This window comes from Pseudomonas sp. NPDC047961 (assembly GCF_050272435.1).
Lineage (GTDB): Bacteria > Pseudomonadota > Gammaproteobacteria > Pseudomonadales > Pseudomonadaceae > Stutzerimonas.
Map to the genome: position 1 here is coordinate 184,207 of NZ_JBNNMD010000003.1, position 19,152 is coordinate 203,358.

Annotated in this window: 19 protein-coding genes and 3 tRNA genes; 7 read left to right on the forward strand and 15 right to left on the reverse strand. The window is 58.4% G+C overall.

What is annotated here, in order from left to right:
* Positions 1-12: 12 nt before the first annotated feature.
* The gene (locus tag ACQKIK_RS11560; RefSeq protein WP_045425989.1) at positions 13-255 is read right to left on the reverse strand and encodes an OadG family protein; all 243 of its coding nucleotides are present in this window, start codon (positions 253-255) and stop codon (positions 13-15) included.
* A 137-nt stretch (positions 256-392) separates the two neighbouring features.
* Positions 393-1,841, reverse strand: coding sequence for a magnesium transporter (mgtE, locus tag ACQKIK_RS11565; RefSeq protein ID WP_045425986.1), 1,449 nt, complete (start codon positions 1,839-1,841; stop codon positions 393-395).
* 313 nt (positions 1,842-2,154) lie between these two features.
* Between mgtE and ACQKIK_RS11570 the strand changes: the two genes are divergently transcribed.
* The gene (locus ACQKIK_RS11570) at positions 2,155-2,646 is read left to right on the forward strand and encodes a DUF4124 domain-containing protein (protein ID WP_499136044.1); all 492 of its coding nucleotides are present in this window, start codon (positions 2,155-2,157) and stop codon (positions 2,644-2,646) included.
* A gap of 49 nt (positions 2,647-2,695) precedes the next feature.
* Here ACQKIK_RS11570 and ACQKIK_RS11575 read toward each other — a convergent pair.
* The 12 genes from ACQKIK_RS11575 to rnd all read right to left on the reverse strand — a co-directional run bounded on the left by ACQKIK_RS11575 (position 2,696) and on the right by rnd (position 12,567).
* A tRNA-Arg gene (locus tag ACQKIK_RS11575) sits at positions 2,696-2,772 on the reverse strand.
* A 67-nt stretch (positions 2,773-2,839) separates the two neighbouring features.
* Positions 2,840-2,916 (reverse strand) — tRNA-Arg (locus tag ACQKIK_RS11580).
* 109 nt (positions 2,917-3,025) lie between these two features.
* Positions 3,026-3,116: transfer RNA gene (locus ACQKIK_RS11585), tRNA-Ser, on the reverse strand.
* A gap of 62 nt (positions 3,117-3,178) precedes the next feature.
* A complete protein-coding gene (gene csrA, locus ACQKIK_RS11590; RefSeq protein ID WP_003283978.1) occupies positions 3,179-3,364 on the reverse strand; it encodes a carbon storage regulator CsrA in 186 nt (61 codons plus the stop codon).
* A 180-nt stretch (positions 3,365-3,544) separates the two neighbouring features.
* Positions 3,545-4,780 (reverse strand): aspartate kinase, encoded by a 1,236-nt coding sequence (locus ACQKIK_RS11595; RefSeq protein ID WP_499136045.1) that lies wholly within the window; start codon positions 4,778-4,780, stop codon positions 3,545-3,547.
* A gap of 150 nt (positions 4,781-4,930) precedes the next feature.
* Positions 4,931-7,555, reverse strand: coding sequence for an alanine--tRNA ligase (gene alaS / locus ACQKIK_RS11600; RefSeq protein WP_499136046.1), 2,625 nt, complete (start codon positions 7,553-7,555; stop codon positions 4,931-4,933).
* 179 nt (positions 7,556-7,734) lie between these two features.
* The gene (gene ltaE, locus ACQKIK_RS11605) at positions 7,735-8,739 is read right to left on the reverse strand and encodes a low-specificity L-threonine aldolase (RefSeq protein WP_499136047.1); all 1,005 of its coding nucleotides are present in this window, start codon (positions 8,737-8,739) and stop codon (positions 7,735-7,737) included.
* A 64-nt stretch (positions 8,740-8,803) separates the two neighbouring features.
* Positions 8,804-10,030: a hypothetical protein gene (locus ACQKIK_RS11610; protein ID WP_499136049.1), complete on the reverse strand. Its 1,227-nt coding sequence runs from the start codon at positions 10,028-10,030 to the stop codon at positions 8,804-8,806.
* 52 nt (positions 10,031-10,082) lie between these two features.
* Complete coding sequence (locus tag ACQKIK_RS11615; protein ID WP_045425970.1) at positions 10,083-10,532, reverse strand: YcgN family cysteine cluster protein; 450 nt, start codon at positions 10,530-10,532, stop codon at positions 10,083-10,085.
* A gap of 124 nt (positions 10,533-10,656) precedes the next feature.
* Positions 10,657-11,067, reverse strand: a complete 411-nt coding sequence (locus ACQKIK_RS11620; protein ID WP_463307598.1) for a hypothetical protein — start codon at positions 11,065-11,067, stop codon at positions 10,657-10,659.
* A gap of 85 nt (positions 11,068-11,152) precedes the next feature.
* A complete protein-coding gene (locus tag ACQKIK_RS11625; protein WP_045425964.1) occupies positions 11,153-11,446 on the reverse strand; it encodes a YcgL domain-containing protein in 294 nt (97 codons plus the stop codon).
* Positions 11,443-12,567 carry a ribonuclease D gene (gene rnd, locus ACQKIK_RS11630; RefSeq protein ID WP_499136050.1) on the reverse strand — a complete coding sequence of 375 codons (1,125 nt, stop codon included), beginning with the start codon at positions 12,565-12,567 and terminating at the stop codon, positions 11,443-11,445. The genes ACQKIK_RS11625 and rnd overlap by 4 nt, the downstream gene beginning before the upstream one ends.
* 144 nt (positions 12,568-12,711) lie before the next feature.
* Here rnd and ACQKIK_RS11635 point away from each other — a divergent pair, with 144 nt between their 5' ends.
* The gene (locus tag ACQKIK_RS11635; RefSeq protein ID WP_499136051.1) at positions 12,712-13,557 is read left to right on the forward strand and encodes a sulfurtransferase; all 846 of its coding nucleotides are present in this window, start codon (positions 12,712-12,714) and stop codon (positions 13,555-13,557) included.
* A 174-nt stretch (positions 13,558-13,731) separates the two neighbouring features.
* A complete protein-coding gene (locus ACQKIK_RS11640) occupies positions 13,732-15,045 on the forward strand; it encodes an OmpP1/FadL family transporter (protein ID WP_499136053.1) in 1,314 nt (437 codons plus the stop codon).
* 40 nt (positions 15,046-15,085) lie between these two features.
* On the opposite strand, the gene ACQKIK_RS11645 is transcribed toward ACQKIK_RS11640, so the two are convergent.
* Complete coding sequence (locus ACQKIK_RS11645; RefSeq protein WP_499136055.1) at positions 15,086-15,634, reverse strand: glutathione peroxidase; 549 nt, start codon at positions 15,632-15,634, stop codon at positions 15,086-15,088.
* A 155-nt stretch (positions 15,635-15,789) separates the two neighbouring features.
* Between ACQKIK_RS11645 and ACQKIK_RS11650 the strand changes: the two genes are divergently transcribed.
* The 4 genes from ACQKIK_RS11650 to modC are packed head-to-tail and all read left to right on the forward strand — an operon-like array spanning position 15,790 to position 19,144.
* Positions 15,790-16,602 carry a TOBE domain-containing protein gene (locus tag ACQKIK_RS11650; RefSeq protein ID WP_499136056.1) on the forward strand — a complete coding sequence of 271 codons (813 nt, stop codon included), beginning with the start codon at positions 15,790-15,792 and terminating at the stop codon, positions 16,600-16,602.
* A gap of 8 nt (positions 16,603-16,610) precedes the next feature.
* Positions 16,611-17,363, forward strand: coding sequence for a molybdate ABC transporter substrate-binding protein (gene modA / locus ACQKIK_RS11655; protein ID WP_499136428.1), 753 nt, complete (start codon positions 16,611-16,613; stop codon positions 17,361-17,363).
* Positions 17,364-17,366: 3 nt separating this feature from the next.
* Complete coding sequence (modB, locus tag ACQKIK_RS11660; protein WP_499136057.1) at positions 17,367-18,056, forward strand: molybdate ABC transporter permease subunit; 690 nt, start codon at positions 17,367-17,369, stop codon at positions 18,054-18,056.
* A complete protein-coding gene (modC, locus tag ACQKIK_RS11665) occupies positions 18,053-19,144 on the forward strand; it encodes a molybdenum ABC transporter ATP-binding protein (RefSeq protein WP_499136058.1) in 1,092 nt (363 codons plus the stop codon). The genes modB and modC overlap by 4 nt, the downstream gene beginning before the upstream one ends.
* Positions 19,145-19,152: the final 8 nt, after the last annotated feature.

The following is a 19,152-nucleotide window of genomic DNA, read 5'->3' on the forward strand; positions in this document are numbered from 1 at the left end:
CCCTGTTCTGAATCAACCACGACGAGCGCGGTGCTGATGGATAGCGGTCTGGATTGCCGTAATGAGATCGGCATCCACTTCAGCCACAGCGGGTTCGCTGGAAGCCAACTGAGCGGTGGGCGCACTGTCGAAGCGGCCGATCACAAAAGACATCAGGCGAATGCAAGCAATCAACAACACGAGGAAGACAAAAACGGAACCTAAGCCGAACAGCATAAGTTCGACGCCTTCTAGGAGGAGTTCGCTGGGGGTCATCGGGATTCCCTTTCTATCAGCGGCTCAAGCCGCCTGTTATTCGCTTCGAGTTAGGGCGTTCGCTAGCGCGAAACCTCAGAACAGTAGCCCGAACAACAGGCGCAAGGCAAACGCCAAGTCGACGCAGGCGGAACGAGTCAGAGTAGAAAAATTGTTGCGAGCCCGAGAAAAATAAAGAAACCGCCACTGTCGGTAACGGCAGTGATCATGACACTGGCACCCAGCGCCGGGTCTCGCCCCATTCGCGCCAAGGTCACCGGAATCAGCACGCCCATCAAGGCCGCCAGCAAAAGATTGAGCGTCATCGCCGCAGTCATCACCACACCCAACGACCAGCTGCCGTAAAGCCAGTAGACCACGACACCGATAACCCCACCCCATATCAAGCCATTCAGCATCCCAACACCGGCCTCCTTGCGCAGCAAGCGAGCACTGTTGCCGGTACCCATCTGGTCGAGGGCCATTGCTCGGACAATCATGGTGATGGTCTGATTGCCTGAATTGCCGCCAATGCCAGCGACTATCGGCATCAGCGCAGCCAATGCAACTAGCTTCTCGATCGAGCCATCGAATAGGCCGATCACACGCGAGGCAACAAAGGCAGTGATGAGATTGACTGCAAGCCAGGCCCAACGGTTACGCAGCGATTTCCAGACCGAGGCGAAGATGTCTTCTTCTTCGCGCAGACCCGCCATATTGAGCACTTCGCTTTCGCTCTCCTCACGGATCAGGTCAACCATCTCGTCAATGGTCAGGCGCCCGATAAGCTTGCCGCTTTTGTCTACTACCGGTGTCGAAACCAAGTCGTAGCGCTCGAATGCCTGGGCTGCCTCATACGCATCCTCATCCGGATGGAATGTCACCGGGTCACTGGCCATCACCTCAGCCACATGCCGCTCCGGATCATTGACCAGCAATCGCTTGATGGGTAGAACGCCCTTGAGCACGCCGTCGTAATCGACTACGAATAACTTGTCAGTATGGCCGGGCAGCTCCTTCAGCCGCCGCAGGTAGCGCAGCACGACTTCAAGGCTTACGTCCTCGCGGATCGTGACCATCTCGAAGTCCATCAGAGCGCCAACCTGATCTTCCTCGTAAGACAATGCCGATCGGACACGCTCACGCTGTTGCGCATCAAGCGTTTCCATTAGCTCGTGAACGACGTCTCGCGGCAACTCGGCCGCCAGGTCCGCCAGTTCGTCGGCGTCCATTTCCTTGGCAGCAGCGAGGAGCTCGTGATCGTCCATGTCGGCGATCAGCGTCTCGCGGACCGCGTCGGAAACCTCGAGCAAGATATCGCCATCGCGATCGGACTTGACCAGCTGCCAGACCGTCAGGCGGTCATCAAGGGGCAAAGCTTCGAGAATATGCGCGATGTCAGCGGGGTGCAGCGCCTCCAGCTTGCGCTGCAGTTCGACGAGGTTCTGACGATGCACCAGGTTTTCGACAAGATCCTGATGCTGCCCTTCCTGACTCTGACGATGCGCCAGATCCTCGACGATCCTGTGCCGGTGGAGCAACTCGACGACCTGCGCCAGACGATCCTGGAGACTTTCCTGCGGCTTTTTTGCTTCAACTTCAGTCATGGCGCACTCCACCCCCAGCGGTTGGAGCGCGCCAGGGGATCAATCATTCAAAACGTGATTGGCAAGCGAGGGTTTTATACGACTACTGGGCAAATCCATGAGGCGGATCCAGAAGCCCAAACGGGCGGACCGCGCAATAATACCACCGCAACTGTGATGCACGACCGCGAAATACAGGCAATACAATCGCTTGCGCGTCGCCACCGAAGGATCGCGCTATCAATGTGGACGCATTCACGTTGCGGAAAGGCACCGCTGCGAGCCAAGCGGTATTTGGCTAGGCTGGTTCGACCCATCGTCAAGGAGGACGACTATGAACAAACTGATCGCAGGAAGCTGCTGTGCCCTTCTCCTCTCCACCGCCCCAACGTTTGCTGCAAGCATCTATCGCTGCAGTGACGCCGCAGGGAACCTCACGTTTACTCGACAGGGATGCCCGATCGATCAGACCGCTCAGATTCAGGAGGCAGCGAATCCCACACCCGGTTCCGGCAAAGCCGTACCTCTGGCCAAATCTAAAGGACGACATAAGACGTCAAAGAAAGAGTCGGCGCGAAGCCTTACCGTTGTAGGCGCACAGGATGATGGATGCGGAAACCGCATAACCGGGAGCGCAAGGCGAGATGCGCTGATCAAAAAGCAGATTCATCCCGGCATGACCCGCACCGATATCGAGAGCACCTTCGGCACACCCGACACAGTGGCCACTCGCAATGGCCAGATGCAGTACCGCTACAGCAACGATAAGGGCAGGACACGCACCGTCACCTTCGATGAAAACGGCTGCGTTCGAGGGAAACGCTAACTCCACAAACGAAAAAAGGGTCTGCATCGCTGCAGACCCTTTTCCGATTTGGTGCACTCAGGAGGATTCGAACCTCCGACCGCTCGGTTCGTAGCCGAGTACTCTATCCAGCTGAGCTATGAGTGCAAAGGCGATTGATAAACCAGGTCACCGCTGGCTACAACACGAACCACATTTCTGAGGTCCGACAATATGGTGCACTCAGGAGGATTCGAACCTCCGACCGCTCGGTTCGTAGCCGAGTACTCTATCCAGCTGAGCTATGAGTGCACTGAGGGTGCGCATTATAAGTTTGTGAACTCGGTGGTCAAGCTTTTTGGTTCAATGTTTTTTATCAAACCGCACCGCTAAAACCGACCCACAAACCAATCATGCAAAATGGCGGAGAGGGGGGGATTCGAACCCCCGACACCCTTTTGAGATGTACTCCCTTAGCAGGGGAGCGCCTTCGGCCACTCGGCCACCTCTCCGCAACACGGGGCGCATGATACCCATCTTCGCCCCGCTTGCAAAGCCAAAAATCACATAAATATTAATGGCTTGGTTCTTGATCTTTTTCTTTCTGGATCCGTTGATAAATCTCCTCGCGATGCACCGCTACCTCTTTGGGTGCATTCACTCCTATACGCACTTGATTTCCTTTGACACCCAGTACAGTGACAGTCACATCGTCACCCACCATCAGGGTCTCTCCGACCCGGCGAGTCAGAATCAGCATTCCTTTCTCCTTAAAACGGATTCAATTCAGTAAACAGTCTGCAAAGATAAAGACGGATAATGTTCCGTGAAACATCGACCTAGAGCCTTTCACCAGCTATTGACCAGTAACAACGACTCTAAAGTTCCTTTACCCCCGGCGAAAACGACGGAAGGCTCGAATCAGTCCGCAGTCAGCGCGTCATTCCCCCTTGCCAGCGGGAGCATCCAGCTCGAATGCGGTGTGCAATGCCCGTACCGCCAATTCCAGGTATTTTTCCTCAATCACTACCGAGACCTTGATTTCAGAGGTAGAGATCATCTGTATGTTGATGTTCTCCTTCGCCAGTGCCTCAAACATCCGACTCGCGACGCCCGCATGAGAACGCATACCTACGCCGACAATCGATACCTTGGCGATGTCGATATCACCAATGACTTCGCGGGCGCCCATGTCACGGGCGATACCTTCCAGCACTTGCAGCGCGTTATGGTAATCGTTCCGGTGGACAGTGAAGGTGAAATCCGTGGTGTTATCGTGCGCGACGTTCTGCACGATCATGTCCACCTCGACATTGGCCGCACTGACCGGGCCAAGGATCTTGAAGGCCACCCCGGGGGTATCCGGCACACCACGAATGGTCAGCTTGGCTTCATCACGATTGAAAGCGATGCCGGAAATGATGGGCTGTTCCATGGATTCCTCTTCATCAAGGGTAATGAGGGTTCCTGGACCCTCTTGAAAACTATGCAACACGCGCAACGGAACGCTGTATTTACCTGCGAATTCCACGGCGCGAATCTGTAACACTTTCGACCCGAGACTTGCCATCTCAAGCATTTCTTCAAAGGTAATCTTGTCCAGGCGCTGCGCCTTGGCAACGACGCGAGGATCGGTCGTGTAAACCCCATCGACATCGGTATAGATCTGGCACTCGTCTGCCTTCAACGCTGCAGCGAGAGCCACACCGGTAGTGTCTGAACCGCCACGGCCAAGCGTGGTGATATTGCCGGCTTCATCCACGCCCTGGAATCCGGCCACGACAACGACTCGCCCGGCCTTGAGCTCCTTCTGAATCTGCTGCGAATCAATCTGCAGGATGCGCGCTTTGGTATGGGCACTGTCGGTCAGGATCCGGACCTGGGAGCCCGTATAGGACACCGCTGGGACGCCGATTTTCATCAGCGCCATCGCGAGCAGAGCGATAGTGACCTGCTCACCCGTCGACACCATCACGTCCAACTCGCGGGCGACCGGCTGTTCGCTGATCTGTTTGGCAAGATCGATCAGCCGGTTGGTTTCACCGCTCATGGCCGAGACCACCACGACAATGTCGTCTCCGTTATCACGGAATTTTTTGACCTTCGCCGCCACTTGCTCGATGCGCTCGACGGAGCCCACCGAGGTACCTCCAAACTTCTGTACGATCAAAGCCATCTCATCGCCGCCTAAGCCCGTCAAGGGCGCTTATTAAACAATCAACCCAGCACCGCAAAGTGCCTACGGACAGCGACCGGACCAGCCGCTGACCGAGGTGGTCACCAGACAAACAGCCCATCGCGACCAACCCAACCTGACACGCTCCTGCTACACGCCCTGCTCGACGAACGCCGCGGCAATGGCTAATGCTTCGTCGAGGCGATTCGCGTCGCTCCCACCGCCTTGCGCCATATCCGGGCGACCACCGCCTTTGCCACCAACAACCGCAGCAGCTTGTCTCATCAGATCGCCGGCCTTCAAACGGCCGGTGAGATCCTGAGTAACGCCAGCGACCAGTACGACTTTTTCATCCTGCACGCCACCGAGAAGAATGACGCCGCTGCCAAGCTTGTTCTTCAGTTGATCGACCAATGCCAGCAGCGCCTTGCCATCCAGGCCATCCACGCGCGCGGCCAGGGTTTTGACGCCCTTCACTTCGACAGCGGAACTGGCTAGGTCATTGCCGGTGGCGCTGGCCGCTTTGGCCTTGAGCTGCTCGAGTTCCTTTTCCAACTGCCGATTGCGCTCGAGGACGGCGCCCAGCTTGTCCAGCACATTGTCACGAGTGCCTTTGACCAGCGATGCTGCTTCTTTCAGCTGCTCTTCCGCAGTGTTCAGATAGGCCAGCGCCTGCTCACCAGTAACTGCCTCAATACGTCGCACACCCGCAGCCACACCACCTTCGCTGATGATCTTGAACAGACCGATGTCTCCGGTACGCTTGACGTGAGTTCCGCCGCACAGCTCGACTGAGAAGCCGCCCCCCATGGTCAATACGCGCACCTGGTTCCCATACTTTTCGCCAAACAGGGCCATAGCGCCTTTGCTCTTAGCAGTCTCGATGTCGGTCTCCTCGATCTCTACTGCCGTGTTGCCGCGAATTTCGGCATTGACCTTTTCTTCCAGGGCCTTCAACTGTTCAGGCTTAATCGCCTCGAAATGGCTGAAGTCGAAGCGTAGCCGCTGACTGTCGACCAATGACCCTTTCTGACCGACATGCTCACCGAGAATCTGGCGCAGTGCCGCGTGCAGAAGATGAGTCGCAGAGTGGTTCAGTGCAGTGGACTGACGTACTGATGCGTCGACCGTAGCCTCGACGGTCGCGCCGACCTGCAGGCTGCCGCTGTCCAGAATGCCGTGGTGCAGGAACGCACACCCGGCCTTGCTGGTGTCACGCACATCGAAGCGCAGACCGTCCGCCGAGAGGTATCCGCAATCGCCCACCTGCCCACCTGACTCGGCGTAGAACGGCGTCTGGTCGAGCACGACCACGCCCTCCTCGCCCGCCGACAGGCTCTGCACCGCCATGCCTTCTTTGAACAGCGCCAGCACCTTACCGCTGCCGGATGTACCGAGGTAACCCGTGAACCGCGTTTCGCCCTCGACCTTGACCAAGCTGTTGTAGTCCAAGCCAAAGGCACTGGCCGAACGCGCCCGCTCACGCTGCGCCTGCATCTCGCGTTCGAACCCTTCTTCGTCCAGCGTCAGTTCACGCTCACGGGCGATGTCGCCGGTCAGGTCCATCGGAAAACCGTAGGTGTCATACAGCTTGAATATCACTTCGCCAGGAATCACGCTTCCCTGAAGATCAGCCAGATCCTGCTCGAGGATCCTCAGACCTTGCTCCAGCGTCTTGGCGAACTGCTCCTCTTCGGTTTTCAGCACGCGCTCTATGTGCGCCTGCTGGGTTTTCAGCTCGGAGAAAGCGTCACCCATCTCAGCCACCAGCGCGGCGACGATCTTGTGAAAGAAGCTGCCCTTGGCTCCGAGTTTGTTGCCATGGCGGCAGGCGCGGCGAACGATGCGGCGAAGCACATAGCCGCGTCCTTCATTGGATGGCGTCACGCCGTCGGCAATCAGGAAGCCACAAGAGCGGATGTGGTCAGCAACCACCTTGAGCGAAGCCTGACCCTCATTACCGCAACCGATGGCCTGAGCGGCGGCATTCAGCAAGCTCTGGAAGAGGTCGATCTCGTAGTTCGAGTTGACGTGTTGCAGCACCGCACTGATGCGCTCCAGGCCCATACCGGTGTCGACACTCGGCGCCGGCAGCGGATGCATCACGCCATCTGCGGTGCGATTGAATTGCATGAAGACGTTATTCCAGATCTCGATGTAACGGTCGCCATCTTCTTCTGGCGAACCCGGCGGGCCACCCCAGATATGTTCACCATGGTCGAAGAAGATCTCGGTACAGGGACCGCAGGGTCCGGTATCACCCATTGCCCAGAAGTTGTCAGACGCGTACGGCGCCCCCTTGTTATCACCGATTCGAACCATGCGCTCGGCCGGCACGCCCACCTCTTTTGTCCAGATGTCATAGGCTTCGTCATCGCTGGCGTAGACGGTGACCCAGAGCTTTTCTTTCGGCAGGCTCAGCCATTTATCGGACGTCAAAAACTCCCAGGCGAAGGTGATCGCGTCGCGCTTGAAATAGTCGCCAAAACTGAAGTTGCCGAGCATCTCGAAGAAGGTGTGATGGCGTGCGGTATAGCCGACGTTCTCCAGGTCGTTGTGCTTGCCGCCGGCGCGTACGCATTTCTGGCTGGTGGTGGCGCGGGTATAGGCGCGCTTTTCCAGCCCGAGGAAGCAGTCTTTGAACTGATTCATGCCGGCGTTGGTAAACAGCAGTGTCGGATCGTTCGCGGGAATCAGCGAACTGGAGGCCACGCGAGTGTGGCCCTTCTCTTCGAAGAAGCGGAGGAAGGCTTCACGGATTTCTGCGCTTTTCATAGATCTCTTCCAGAGGACTGCGGCCGAACGGCTGCAAAACGACGCGGCGAGGCGGCACCGGGAGCCGGTTCACAGCTACCCAAACGGATAGCCGGCAAAGGGCCGCATTATATCGGCCCTGTGCCGCACGCATAGAGGATAAATAAGATTGAATCAAGCTATTCGACAGCGATTCGAACCTATGCTTTCAGGAATGCTGCAAAGCTCTCGAGAATCGGATCGACATGCTCTGGCAGCACGTTCAAATGCGTCACCAACCGCAGCCGAGGCGCCGCAGTGATGACGATGCCGCGCTCGGCGCAGAACGCTTTCAGCGACGTCGCGCGGTCACCCATATCGACGTAGACCATATTGGTCTGGACTGGCTCGACGCGATAGCCCAGCGCTCGCAGTCCCTCGGCGATGTCGTTGGCGCGCTGGTGATCGTCTGCCAAACGTTGGACCTGATGATCCAAAGCGTAGAGGCCTGCCGCGGCCAGCACTCCGGCCTGGCGCATGCCGCCGCCAACCATCTTGCGCAATCGCCGTGCCTTGGCAACAAAGGACTCATCACCACAGAGCACCGAACCGACAGGCGCCCCCAGGCCTTTTGACAGACACACCGACACCGAATCGAAGTGGCGCCCTATCTCACCAGCCGTGCAACCCAGCTTGACCACCGCGTTGAACAAGCGAGCCCCGTCTAGATGAAGTGCAAGCCCACGTTCATGCGTGAACGCTCTTGCCTCAGCCAGGTAGGCGAGCGGCAGGACCTTGCCGTGCATCGTGTTTTCAAGCGCCAGCAAACGCGTGCGGGCGAAATGAAAGTCGTCCGGCTTGATCGCCGCCGCGACGCGCGCCAGATCCAACGAGCCATCCGGCTCCATCTCGATCGGCTGCGGCTGGATCGAGCCAAGCACTGCAGCACCGCCGGCTTCGTACTTGTAGGCGTGCGCCAACTGCCCAGCGATGTACTCATCGCCCCGTTCACAATGCGCCATCAGCGCCAACAAATTGCTCATGGTTCCGCTGGGCACAAACAATCCAGCCTGTAAACCCAGCTGCGCCGCCAACGTCTGTTCCAGCTGGCGGACCGTCGGATCCTCGCCATACACATCATCGCCAGTGGTTGCACCCAGCATGGCGTCGCGCATGCCCAAGGTCGGCTGGGTGACTGTATCACTCCTAAGATCAATCAGACTCATCACAGGGTCCTTGCTCGAATGGATTCATCACCAAGACAGGCACCGCCTACGCACCACCCCGCCCCTAGCGCAACAACCGGCTATCAAGAACCTTCGATCCGCCACCCAGCATGGTTTCAGTGATGTTGATGAAGTCGTCAGTGGTTACCCGATCCAGTCGCATCAAACCCCGCGCAACATCATCGAGCGAGTGGCGTCCTTTGCTGCGCTGGCGGATCTCCCGATCGAGTTCCTGCAGCAGAAGCACGGCTCTGGCTGTGACCGGACCACTGGATCGCTCGGTTCGCAGGCTATCGACCTTGCGGCTCCATTCAGTCAGATGCTCTCGAACCGCCTGGTAGCGATCCTCGCTCATGCCACCGGCGCGGCGCATAAGCTCGATCGCGTAATACTCGGCCAGCCCTTCGCTTATCCAGTCACTGCGATCGGCATCGGAGATTCGACTGAACACGTGCACCAGCTCATGCACCAGCGAACTGGTGCCGTTCTCGCTGACCAGTGGACGGTCGGCGTGCATGAACAGCGAATTGGGGCCAGACAAACCGCCTCTCCACATCGGGTCGCCGGCCCCCACAACCAGCAGCTTCTCAGGATCCCGGGGGAATACGTTCTGCATTTCGGGCCAGACGAAGGTCAGTAGCGTAAGGATGTCCATCCTGCGCATCCCTTCGCCCACCGGGGCAGAAACCGCCACGTCGGTTTCACCGAGTCGGGCCCGGCGACTGCCAAGCTTGCCGGCGAGGATCCATCCGGTCGGGCGATCGAACAGGCGCTCGGGATTGTCGATGCGAAAGCGATTCTTCCCGATACGTGGCCAACCGGTCTCGACGCTCTTCCAGCCGCTGGGTAGTTCGAACTGCAGCCGAGAAACCAGTCTGACTCCGTCCTGCTGATCAAGGCGACCGGCGGGCACCAGATCGTCTCCGCGCAGTAATGTCCAGTCATCCGTCATCCGCGCATCGAAGCGGCCACTTTTGCGCTGATGACTGACCTTAACCTCATAACTCAAATGTGCTTTGCCAGGCCCTGGCCGCCAGACTCCGCGTCCACCCTTTTCCTCCCAGCTGCTTTCGCTGTTGGTCTGGAAATCGCTATAGAGCTGTTCCTTGCCAAGATTCAGATCTAGAAATTTAACCGCGCCGCCGTCTTCGAGGGCGAGCTCCACTTCCGCAATGCCCTGCTCGGGAACGAACTTGACGGTGTAGTCCAGGTCGACCCGCTTGGCCGCCTGAAGTGGCGCAACGAACGAAAGCAACAGAACGGCAAGCAGCGGTAACTGACGGCGGGACATCGAGCGGCTCCAGATTGGGTTCAGTGCTATGACGACGCGGACTGAGGTAGATTCAACCGGCCCGGAATATCAGATGATCTTCCCAGTCCTCATCAGCCACAGAGCCCTCGGTAATCATGCGGCCCGATTGAGAAATCCGCTCGGCATGCACGGCATCTGGATCGCCACACACCAGATGATGCCAAAGCGGTAGATCCTTACCTTCGGCTACGAGCCGGTAGCCACAGGTAGGCGGCAGCCATTTGAATTGCGCAGCGTCCACCGCTGTCAGTTGGACGCAGTCAGGGACACTGGCGCGGCGGTTGGGATAGTCGGTGCAACGGCAGCTTTTCAGATCGAGCAGTTTGCAGGCGATACGGGTGTAGTAAACGCTTCCATCCTCTTCATCCTCAAGCTTTTGCAGACAGCAAAGACCACAGCCATCGCAAAGCGACTCCCACTCGGCTGAGTCCAGCTCGGCCAGAGTCTTGCGCATCCAGAAGGGTTCGACTTTTGCTGCCATGAATAGCCATCTCGGAAACTTGCGAGTCTAGCCGGCAGCAGACGGCCGGCCAATAGCAAAGGGCCTGCCGGTAGACCAACGACATGCAAGGCCGTCTTTGACTACTAAGACGGCCCTCGCACCGTCAACTTTTGTCCAGCAAATCCCGGTGACTCCGCATTTGCTCGAGCATCCGCTCCATCTGCTGGATGCGCAGGTCCAGCATTTCCTTGGAAGGCTGCATGCCCATCATACGACCGCCGCTCATCCCGCCCTGCATGGCCTTACCTCCAGACTTGCCCATGCCGGCACCCGCCCCACCCATCGGGCAGCCATCCATCATGCCGAACCCTGACTGCATGCTCTGCCAGTGCTGATCGCGAAGCTTTTGCCTCTCATCAGGTGTCTTTGCATTCTCCCAAGCCTGACGGTACTCCTGCATCTTCTGCCAGTGTTGCTGCCAAGCTTGCTCATCATAGTCTGGCGCAGGCTGAGCCTGAGCTGTCATTACCAGACCAGTCAGAACAGGAACAATAATCCAAGAGCGAATGTTCATGAGCCATCTCCGTTTTGTTGATGTCATCTGAGCATAGGCCCGCCCCTGCTATTGTTTCTTGTCGCTCGTCAGTAACGCGTACGGTTTACATCGGGTCGTTTCTGCGCAAAAGCTCTTCAGGCAGGTGCTCGATATAGTCATCCTCAGGCGGTGGCATTTGCAGGTGATAACCCTGTTTCTCGAGGTTATCGAGCACCGTCGCGATGTCCTCCTGCGCCAGCTTGCGTTCAGGCGTAAGGACGATATCGAAGGCAAGCTGCGGCGGACCGAAAGCGGCAAGCAAAGCTTCCGGCACCCGGGCGAGCGCTTCGCTGCGCTCGACGTACAGGTACATTCCTTTTTTACGCGGGCTTCTATAGATGGAGCAGATGCGTTTCATGATTTCTCTTCCAGCACGTCGAGAAGGGCTTGCCCCATTCGTTCGCGGCGCCAACCGCGCAGCGACTCAGGCAACTGATAAGGACCGTCGGGATATCCGGATTTCAACAAGGCTTCCAGCACCTTCTTGCGCAGCATCAATTCCGGCGCGATGTTCATGGCTTGGGCTTCGCGCTGACCGACAGTACGCAATTTTTTCAGCAGCGCCGACGCGTCGAGTGGCAATGGCTCCGGTAAAGATTCAGGCCAGTCCTGCTCGGGCGTCGCAGCGGCAGTACGGATCAGCTCGAGTAACGCCTCGCCATCCTGGCGTACCGTTCGCGGGTGCATGTCATCGATACGCGCCAGGCTTACCAGATCGGTTGGCTGGGTGCGGGCCAGTGGCCACAAGCTGTGTTCACGCAATACGCGATTACGGGGTTGGTTACGTGCACGCGCCTGCCGCTCACGCCAGGCCGTCAAGACTCGCAACACCGCCAGCTGACGCGGCTTCAAGCGCCAGGCCTGCTTGACGTCACGATAGGCTTCATCCGGATCGGTCTCGCGCTGGAGATTGGCGACCAACTCGGCGCCGTCTTCCATGACCCAGGCACGCTTCTCATCGGACAGCTTCGGCAGCAGGGCCTCGTACAGCTCAGCCAGATGCTGGGCGTCTTCGGCTGCATAGCGCACCTGCATCTCGCTCAAGGGTCGCTGAAGCCAATCGGAGCGCGTCTCACCCTTGGGCAGCTCGATGTTCAGCACGCTCTGCACCAACCGCGAGTAGCCCATGGAAAAACCGATATTCAGATAGCCAGCAGCCAGCTGCGTATCGAACAACGGCACCGGAAGGCTACCGGTCAACCGCCAGAGCACTTCCAGATCTTCACTGCACGCATGCAAGACTTTCACGACCGTCGGATCCGTCAGCAGACCGGCAAAAGCAGCCCAATCGGTAATCAGCAATGGATCGATCAGATAGGCACAACGTCCATCACCCACCTGCAGCAGCGCGGCGATCGGGTAGAAGGTATCGACCCGCATAAACTCCGTATCCACTGCTATATAAGGCAGCTGGCGCCATTCGGCACACAGGCGGGTCAGTTGCGCATCATCCAGCACCCATTGAGTTTCGATGGCCACTAGGCCCTCCTTGTTGTCCGATGTTACGACCGACGAGCGGGCGAAAAGGCACGCAGTATATATCGCGCCCCCCAACTCCAGCGCTTTGATCGCCGTGTCCGCCTGCGTGATAACGTTTCCCCCGAATTCGAACGGAGCCCTGCCATGCCGCTTGCTCAACTGATCGACACTGCGGGACTGACCGCACGCCTTTCGCAGCCGAATCTGTGCATTTTCGATTGCCGATTCGCCCTTGAAGACCCTGAATACGGGAGGCGTAGCTACGAACAGGCGCATATTCCCGGTGCGCGCTTTCTTGATCTGGAAAACGACCTGTCAGGCCCGGTTGTCCGCGGCCAGACCGGTCGACACCCGTTGCCGCAGCCGGGGCAGTTGGTTGCGCGACTCCGCGCGGCAGGCCTGAATGATGACAGCGAAGTCGTGATCTACGACGACGGCCCCGGCGCATTTGCCGCAAGGGCATGGTGGCTGCTGGCATGGCTGGGCAAACGCAGCGGTGTGTATTTGCTGGATGGTGGATTCAAAGCCTGGCGTGATGCCAGCGGGCCGGTAACTGGAGAACCGGCCAACGCTCAGCCCGGCCAGTTCAACGGGACTCCCGACGACCTTTTGCTGGTTTCCACGCAACAGCTGGCAAAACGCCTCGGGCAGCCTGGTCTGACCTTATTCGATGCGCGTGCCCTGCCTCGCTTTCTTGGCGAACAAGAGCCTATCGATCCTGTGGCTGGGCATATTCCTGGTGCTCGCTGTGTGCCGTTTACCGAAAACCTTGATGCCGCCGGATATTTTCTCTCCCCCGAACAGCTGCGTTCACGATTCGACCGGCACCTGGCCGACCAGCCAGCAGATGATCTGGTGGCCTATTGCGGATCTGGCGTGACGGCCTGCCATAACCTGTTTGCCCTCTGCCTGGCCGGCTACCCGCTGGCCAAACTGTACCCAGGTTCCTGGAGCGAATGGATCACCGATCCACAACGACCTATCGGCTGATCCAGGCGATCAAACGCGACTGATCGGTCAGCTTCAGCCCAGCGGGTTTTATCGGCAATTCGACCTTTTATCGGCGCCGATCGTCGTTCTTTACGAAAAATTGCACTCTTTCGTTTGCGACAGATCAGAGAAGCTTGGTAGGGTCCGAGCCGCTTTTTCCCCTGGAGTACAACAATGAAAAAAACATGGTTGAAGACCGCGATTGCAGTAGCCGTAGGCGCCCTTTCGACTCAGGTCACGGCTGCCGGCTTCGCGCTAAACGAACAAAGCATCAGCGGCATGGGCACCTCATTTGCCGGTCGCTCTTCTTCTGCTGAAGACGCCGCCACCGTCTATGGCAACCCAGCTGGCATGGCTCGTCTGACCCGCGAGCAGACCACAGTCGGCATCGCGGCCATCAATGCCAACACCGATATTTCCGATGCCACGGGCTCCTTTAGCGCTGGGGGTGGCCTTCTCCAGGGCCCGACTACGGGAAGCAATGACGGCGATATCGTTCCGTTCACTGCCGTACCCATGGGTTATTACGTCAAACCAATTGATGACAAATGGGCTATCGGTGTCGGCCTCTATGTGCCATACGGTGTCATTACCGACTACGAAAGCGGCTTTCAGGGCCGATACTTCGGCGATTACAGCGAAGTCCGTGTGATAACGGTTCAACCCACCGTGAGCTACCGCTTCAATGAGAAGCTGTCTGTCGGCTTTGGCCCAACGATCAACCGGGTCAACGGTGAGTTGCAGAGCGCTTCACCCAACGCAGCACAATTGGGCGGATCTGATGGCCGGGTCAAAGTGACGGGTGACGACACAGCCGTTGGCTTCAACGTCGGCGTCCTCTACGAGTTCAGCCCTAGCACCCGCGCCGGCGTGACCTACCGTTCCAAAGTTGAATACACGCTGGAGGGCGATACAAAAATCACGGGGACTGGCTTTGGCGCTGCTTCTGGAACCAAGTACGACGCATCGCTCGACCTGACCACTCCAGAGACGATCGATTTCTCTCTTACGCACGAACTCAACGACGCCTGGACGGTTTACGCTGGCGCCATGTTGACACGGTGGAGTCGCTTCGAATCGATCACTATTGATAATGATGGTGTTCCAGCTCTGTTACAAGGCAGTCTTGCACCTATCGTCGAAGAGCAAGATTGGCACGATACCTGGTCTTACGCATTAGGCGCTGCCTACAAGCTGAACGATCAGTGGACGCTGCGTTCAGGTGTCGCACTGGATCAAAGCCCAACCAACAACACCCATCGTTCACCACGCATCCCAAGCGGTGATCGCACAGCGGTGAGTTTCGGAGTTGCCTGGAGCCCAAGCGATGACGTCACCGTTGACTTGGCGTACTCCTATCTTTGGGAAGAGAGCGTCGAGGTTAATCGCAGCAGGGATTATGCAGGCGGTGCGCTGACCCAAAACTACAACTCCACCTACGAAAACAGCGCCCACGGCTTCGGCGCAGGCTTGACCTACCGCTTCTAATGCACCTCGCCCCGACCACTCGGTCGGGGCACCCCTTCCGCTACTCGGCCAACGCCTTCTCTACTGCACCGATCAGTTCTGGATCGTCCGGCTCGACTTTGCTCGAGAAGTAGTCGACCACTTTGCCGTTGCGATCGACCACATATTTATAAAAATTCCAGCGCGGCGCCCCACCGGCCTGCTCGGCCAACTGCCGAAACAGTGGTATCGCATCGCTGCCGCGCACTGACTGAGTCTCAGCCATAGGGAAGGTCACCCCGTAATTTACATAGCAAACCTCAGCCGTCTCTGCCGCATCGTCTGACTCCTGAAAGAAATCATCGGACGGCACGCCAAGAATCATCAACCCATCATCTTTGTAGCGCTGATACAGCACCTCCAGACCCTTGAACTGCGGTGCGAAGCCACAAAAGCTGGCGGTGTTGACCACGACCAACGCCTTACCCTGAAACTGCTCGCACAGGTCGATGGTTTCCTTTGATCGCAGCTTCGGAAGTTCATGCTGCAGCAATGCCGGGCACTGTTCGGCAACTGCGGGACCAGACAACAGGAGCAACGCAAGTGAGGCGGCAACCCATTCAATTTTCATAACGAAGCTCCAAAAACGGAATCGAGGCCACGCTACTCCCGAGTCCCGTCACGAGCAATGGCCGCCCAACCGCAATAACTGAGGCCAACGCGATTGCGCTATATACAAACCTATATAGCGATTGCCAAAATGACCGCTCCTTATGGGAGGCAGACATGAGCGATCCGAGACAATTCGAGCCGTTGCGCATAGACGGGCAGCTCTGGTTCAACCGTGGCGAGAAGGGCTATCTCGGTGGCAAGCGCATCGAGCTGCTCGAACAGATCGAAGCGACGGGCTCGATCAGTCGCGCCGCCAAGGCCATCAAGCTCAGCTACAAGGCGGCCTGGGATGCGGTGGATGCCATGAACAATCTGTCCGAGCGCCCGCTGGTCATACGCTCAGCGGGCGGCACCAAGGGCGGCGGGACGCAACTGACAGAATTCGGTCGGGAAATGCTGCATATCTGGCAGCGCATGCAACACGAGTACGAACGCTTCCTGGCGCAGGTCGCCCAGGGTATCGATGGGTTCGAGGATTTCGACAAACTGCTCAGGGCAATCGCCATGAAAACCAGCGCACGCAACCAGTTTCGGGGCCGCATTACCCAGGTCGAACGAGGCGCGGTGAACGGCAGCGTCAGCCTGGATATCGGCGACGGACAAACGATGACCGCGACGCTGACCAACGACAGTATCGACGAGCTTCAGCTGGCACCGGGCAAGATCGCCATGGCGCTGGTCAAAGCCAGCTTTGTCCTGCTGTCACCTGATCCCGACGTGAAGATCAGCGCCCGCAATCGCCTGAGCGGAACCATCGGCACCATCACGCCTGGCGCGGTCAGCTGCGAGGTCAAGCTGCTACTTTCCGGCAACCGAACGCTGGGGGCAGTCATCACCAATGAAAGCACCGAAGCGCTCGGATTGGCCGTCGGTCAGCCCTGTACGGCGCTGATCAAAGCCTCTCACGTAATCATCGCGGTAGATTGATGAGCATGATGAATCGTATGCGTATGACCCTAGTCGCAGCGCTGGCTGCACTTACGTCTTTGATCGGCCATGCCGATGAAATCCAGGTCGCGGTGGCGTCGAATTTCACCGCGCCCATGCGCGTCATCACTGAACAGTTCGAACGCGACACCGGCCATAAGGTACTGCTGTCCTTCGGCTCGACTGGAAAGCTCTACGCGCAGATTCGTAACGGTGCGCCTTTCTCGATACTGCTGGCAGCGGATGAACAGATTCCAGCCAGGCTGGAAGACGAAGGGTTGGGTGTTGCTGGAAGCCGCTTCACCTACGCCATCGGTACATTGGTGTTGTGGTCAGCGAATGAAGGTTATGTCGACAATCAGGGCAAGGTGCTTACCCATCAGGCATATCGTTACCTCGCGATCGCCAACCCAAAAACCGCACCCTACGGCGCCGCAGCGATGGCGACGCTGACAAAGCTGGGTCTTGCCGATTCGGTCAGGGGCAAGCTGGTGCAAGGCGAAAACATTGCACAAACCCATCAATTCGTCGCCAGCGGCAACGCCGAACTCGGCTTCGTCGCGCTCTCTCAGGTAATCGAAAGCGGTGAAATCCGGCAGGGGTCCGGCTGGGTTGTACCCGCCACCTATCATCCATCGATTCGCCAGGACGCTCTGCTGCTGACCAAAGGTCGCGACAACCCGGCGGCGCTCGCACTGCTCGATTACCTGCGAAGCGCAAAGGCAACCGAGGTGATCAACGCCTACGGTTATGGTCGGTAGGTGATGGTACTGCCCGCCCTGGATGACGCCAGTCTTTCGGCGATCTGGCTGACGCTCAAACTCGCCAGCATCACCACCGTTCTGCTGTTACTACTCGGAACCCCCGTCGCATGGTGGCTGGCGAGGACCCGCTCACGCCTGAAAGGCCCCATTGGCGCCGTGGTGGCGCTCCCCCTCGTACTTCCACCCAGTGTGCTCGGCTTCTATCTGCTGGTAGCGATGGGCCCCAATGGTCCCGTTGGGCAACTGACCCAAACGCTCGGTCTGGGCGTCCTGCCGTTCACCTTTGCCGGCCTGGTCGTGGGCTCGGTTTTCTACTCGATGCCCTTCGTGGTGCAACCATTGCAGAACGCCTTCGAAGCGATTGGCGAACGTCCATTGGAAGCCGCAGCAACCTTGCGTGCGGGCCCGCTGGACACCTTCTTCACCGTCGTATTGCCACTGGCACGGCCAGGTTTCGTAACGGCCAGCATTCTCGGCTTCGCCCATACGGTGGGCGAGTTTGGTGTCGTGCTGATGATCGGCGGGAACATCCCCGAGAAAACCCGCGTGTTGTCCGTACAGATCTACGATCACGTCGAAGCCTTGGAATACACCCAGGCGCACTGGCTTGCCGGCGGGATGCTGCTGTTTTCCTTTCTGGTGCTACTCATTCTCTATGCAAGCCCGCTGCGGCAGGGGTGGCGCGGATGAACAACAACCTGAGCGGGATACATGCACAGCTGCGTCTGGCCCATCCAGGCTTCGCTCTCGAGGTGGACGTCAACCTACCGGGCCGTGGTGTCAGCGCCCTGTTCGGCCCCTCGGGCTCGGGCAAGACCAGTTGCTTGCGCTGCATCGCAGGGCTCGAGCGCAGCAGCACCGGAATACTGGTGGTCAATGGTGACTGCTGGCAAGACTCGAGCCGCCAGTGGTTCGTGCCACCGCACCAGCGCCCGATTGGTTACGTGTTTCAGGATGCCAATCTGTTCGCCCATCTGTCCGTCAAAGGCAATCTCGAATTCGGCATGAAGCGCGCCCCATCACAGGACCGGCGTGTTGTCTGGGAACAGGCTGTCGAACTGCTTGGCATTGAGCATCTTCTGGATCGCATGCCAGAGCGACTTTCCGGTGGCGAGCGACAACGGGTCGGCATTGCACGTGCACTGCTGACCAGCCCCCGTCTGCTGCTGATGGACGAGCCGCTGGCTGCCCTCGACGTGAAGCGCAAACAGGAAATCCTGCCGTACCTCGAACGTTTGCACGACGAGCTGGAGATACCGCTGCTTTATGTCAGCCACGCACCAGACGAAGTGGCGCGACTGGCTGATCACCTGGTTCTGCTCGATGAGGGCCAGGTCGTTGCGCAGGGGCCGCTGCACGAAACCCTCGCCCGCCTCGATCTACCGACTGCGTTCGGTGAGGATGCAGGCGTCGTCATCGAATCGGAAATTGCCGGGCACGACATCAATTACCACCTCACTCGCCTGACGTTTCAGGGCGGTAACGTCCTGGTGGCACAACGAAGCGAAGCGGTCGGTCATCGGCTGCGCTTTCGCGTCCATGCGCGGGATGTCAGCTTGACGCTGGAACGTGCGGAAGGCACCAGCATCAGCAACCTGCTACCGGTGCGGGTTGCTGAAGTGGTCTCCGCCGATACGCCAGCCCATGTTCTGGTTCGCCTGGACGCGCAAGGCACACCACTGCTGGCGCGCATTACGCGGCGTTCGGCCGATCAGCTCGGGGTTACCGAGGGCAAGGCGCTCTGGGCGCAGATCAAGACAGTCGCATTGCTGGGCTGAGCGTCCGC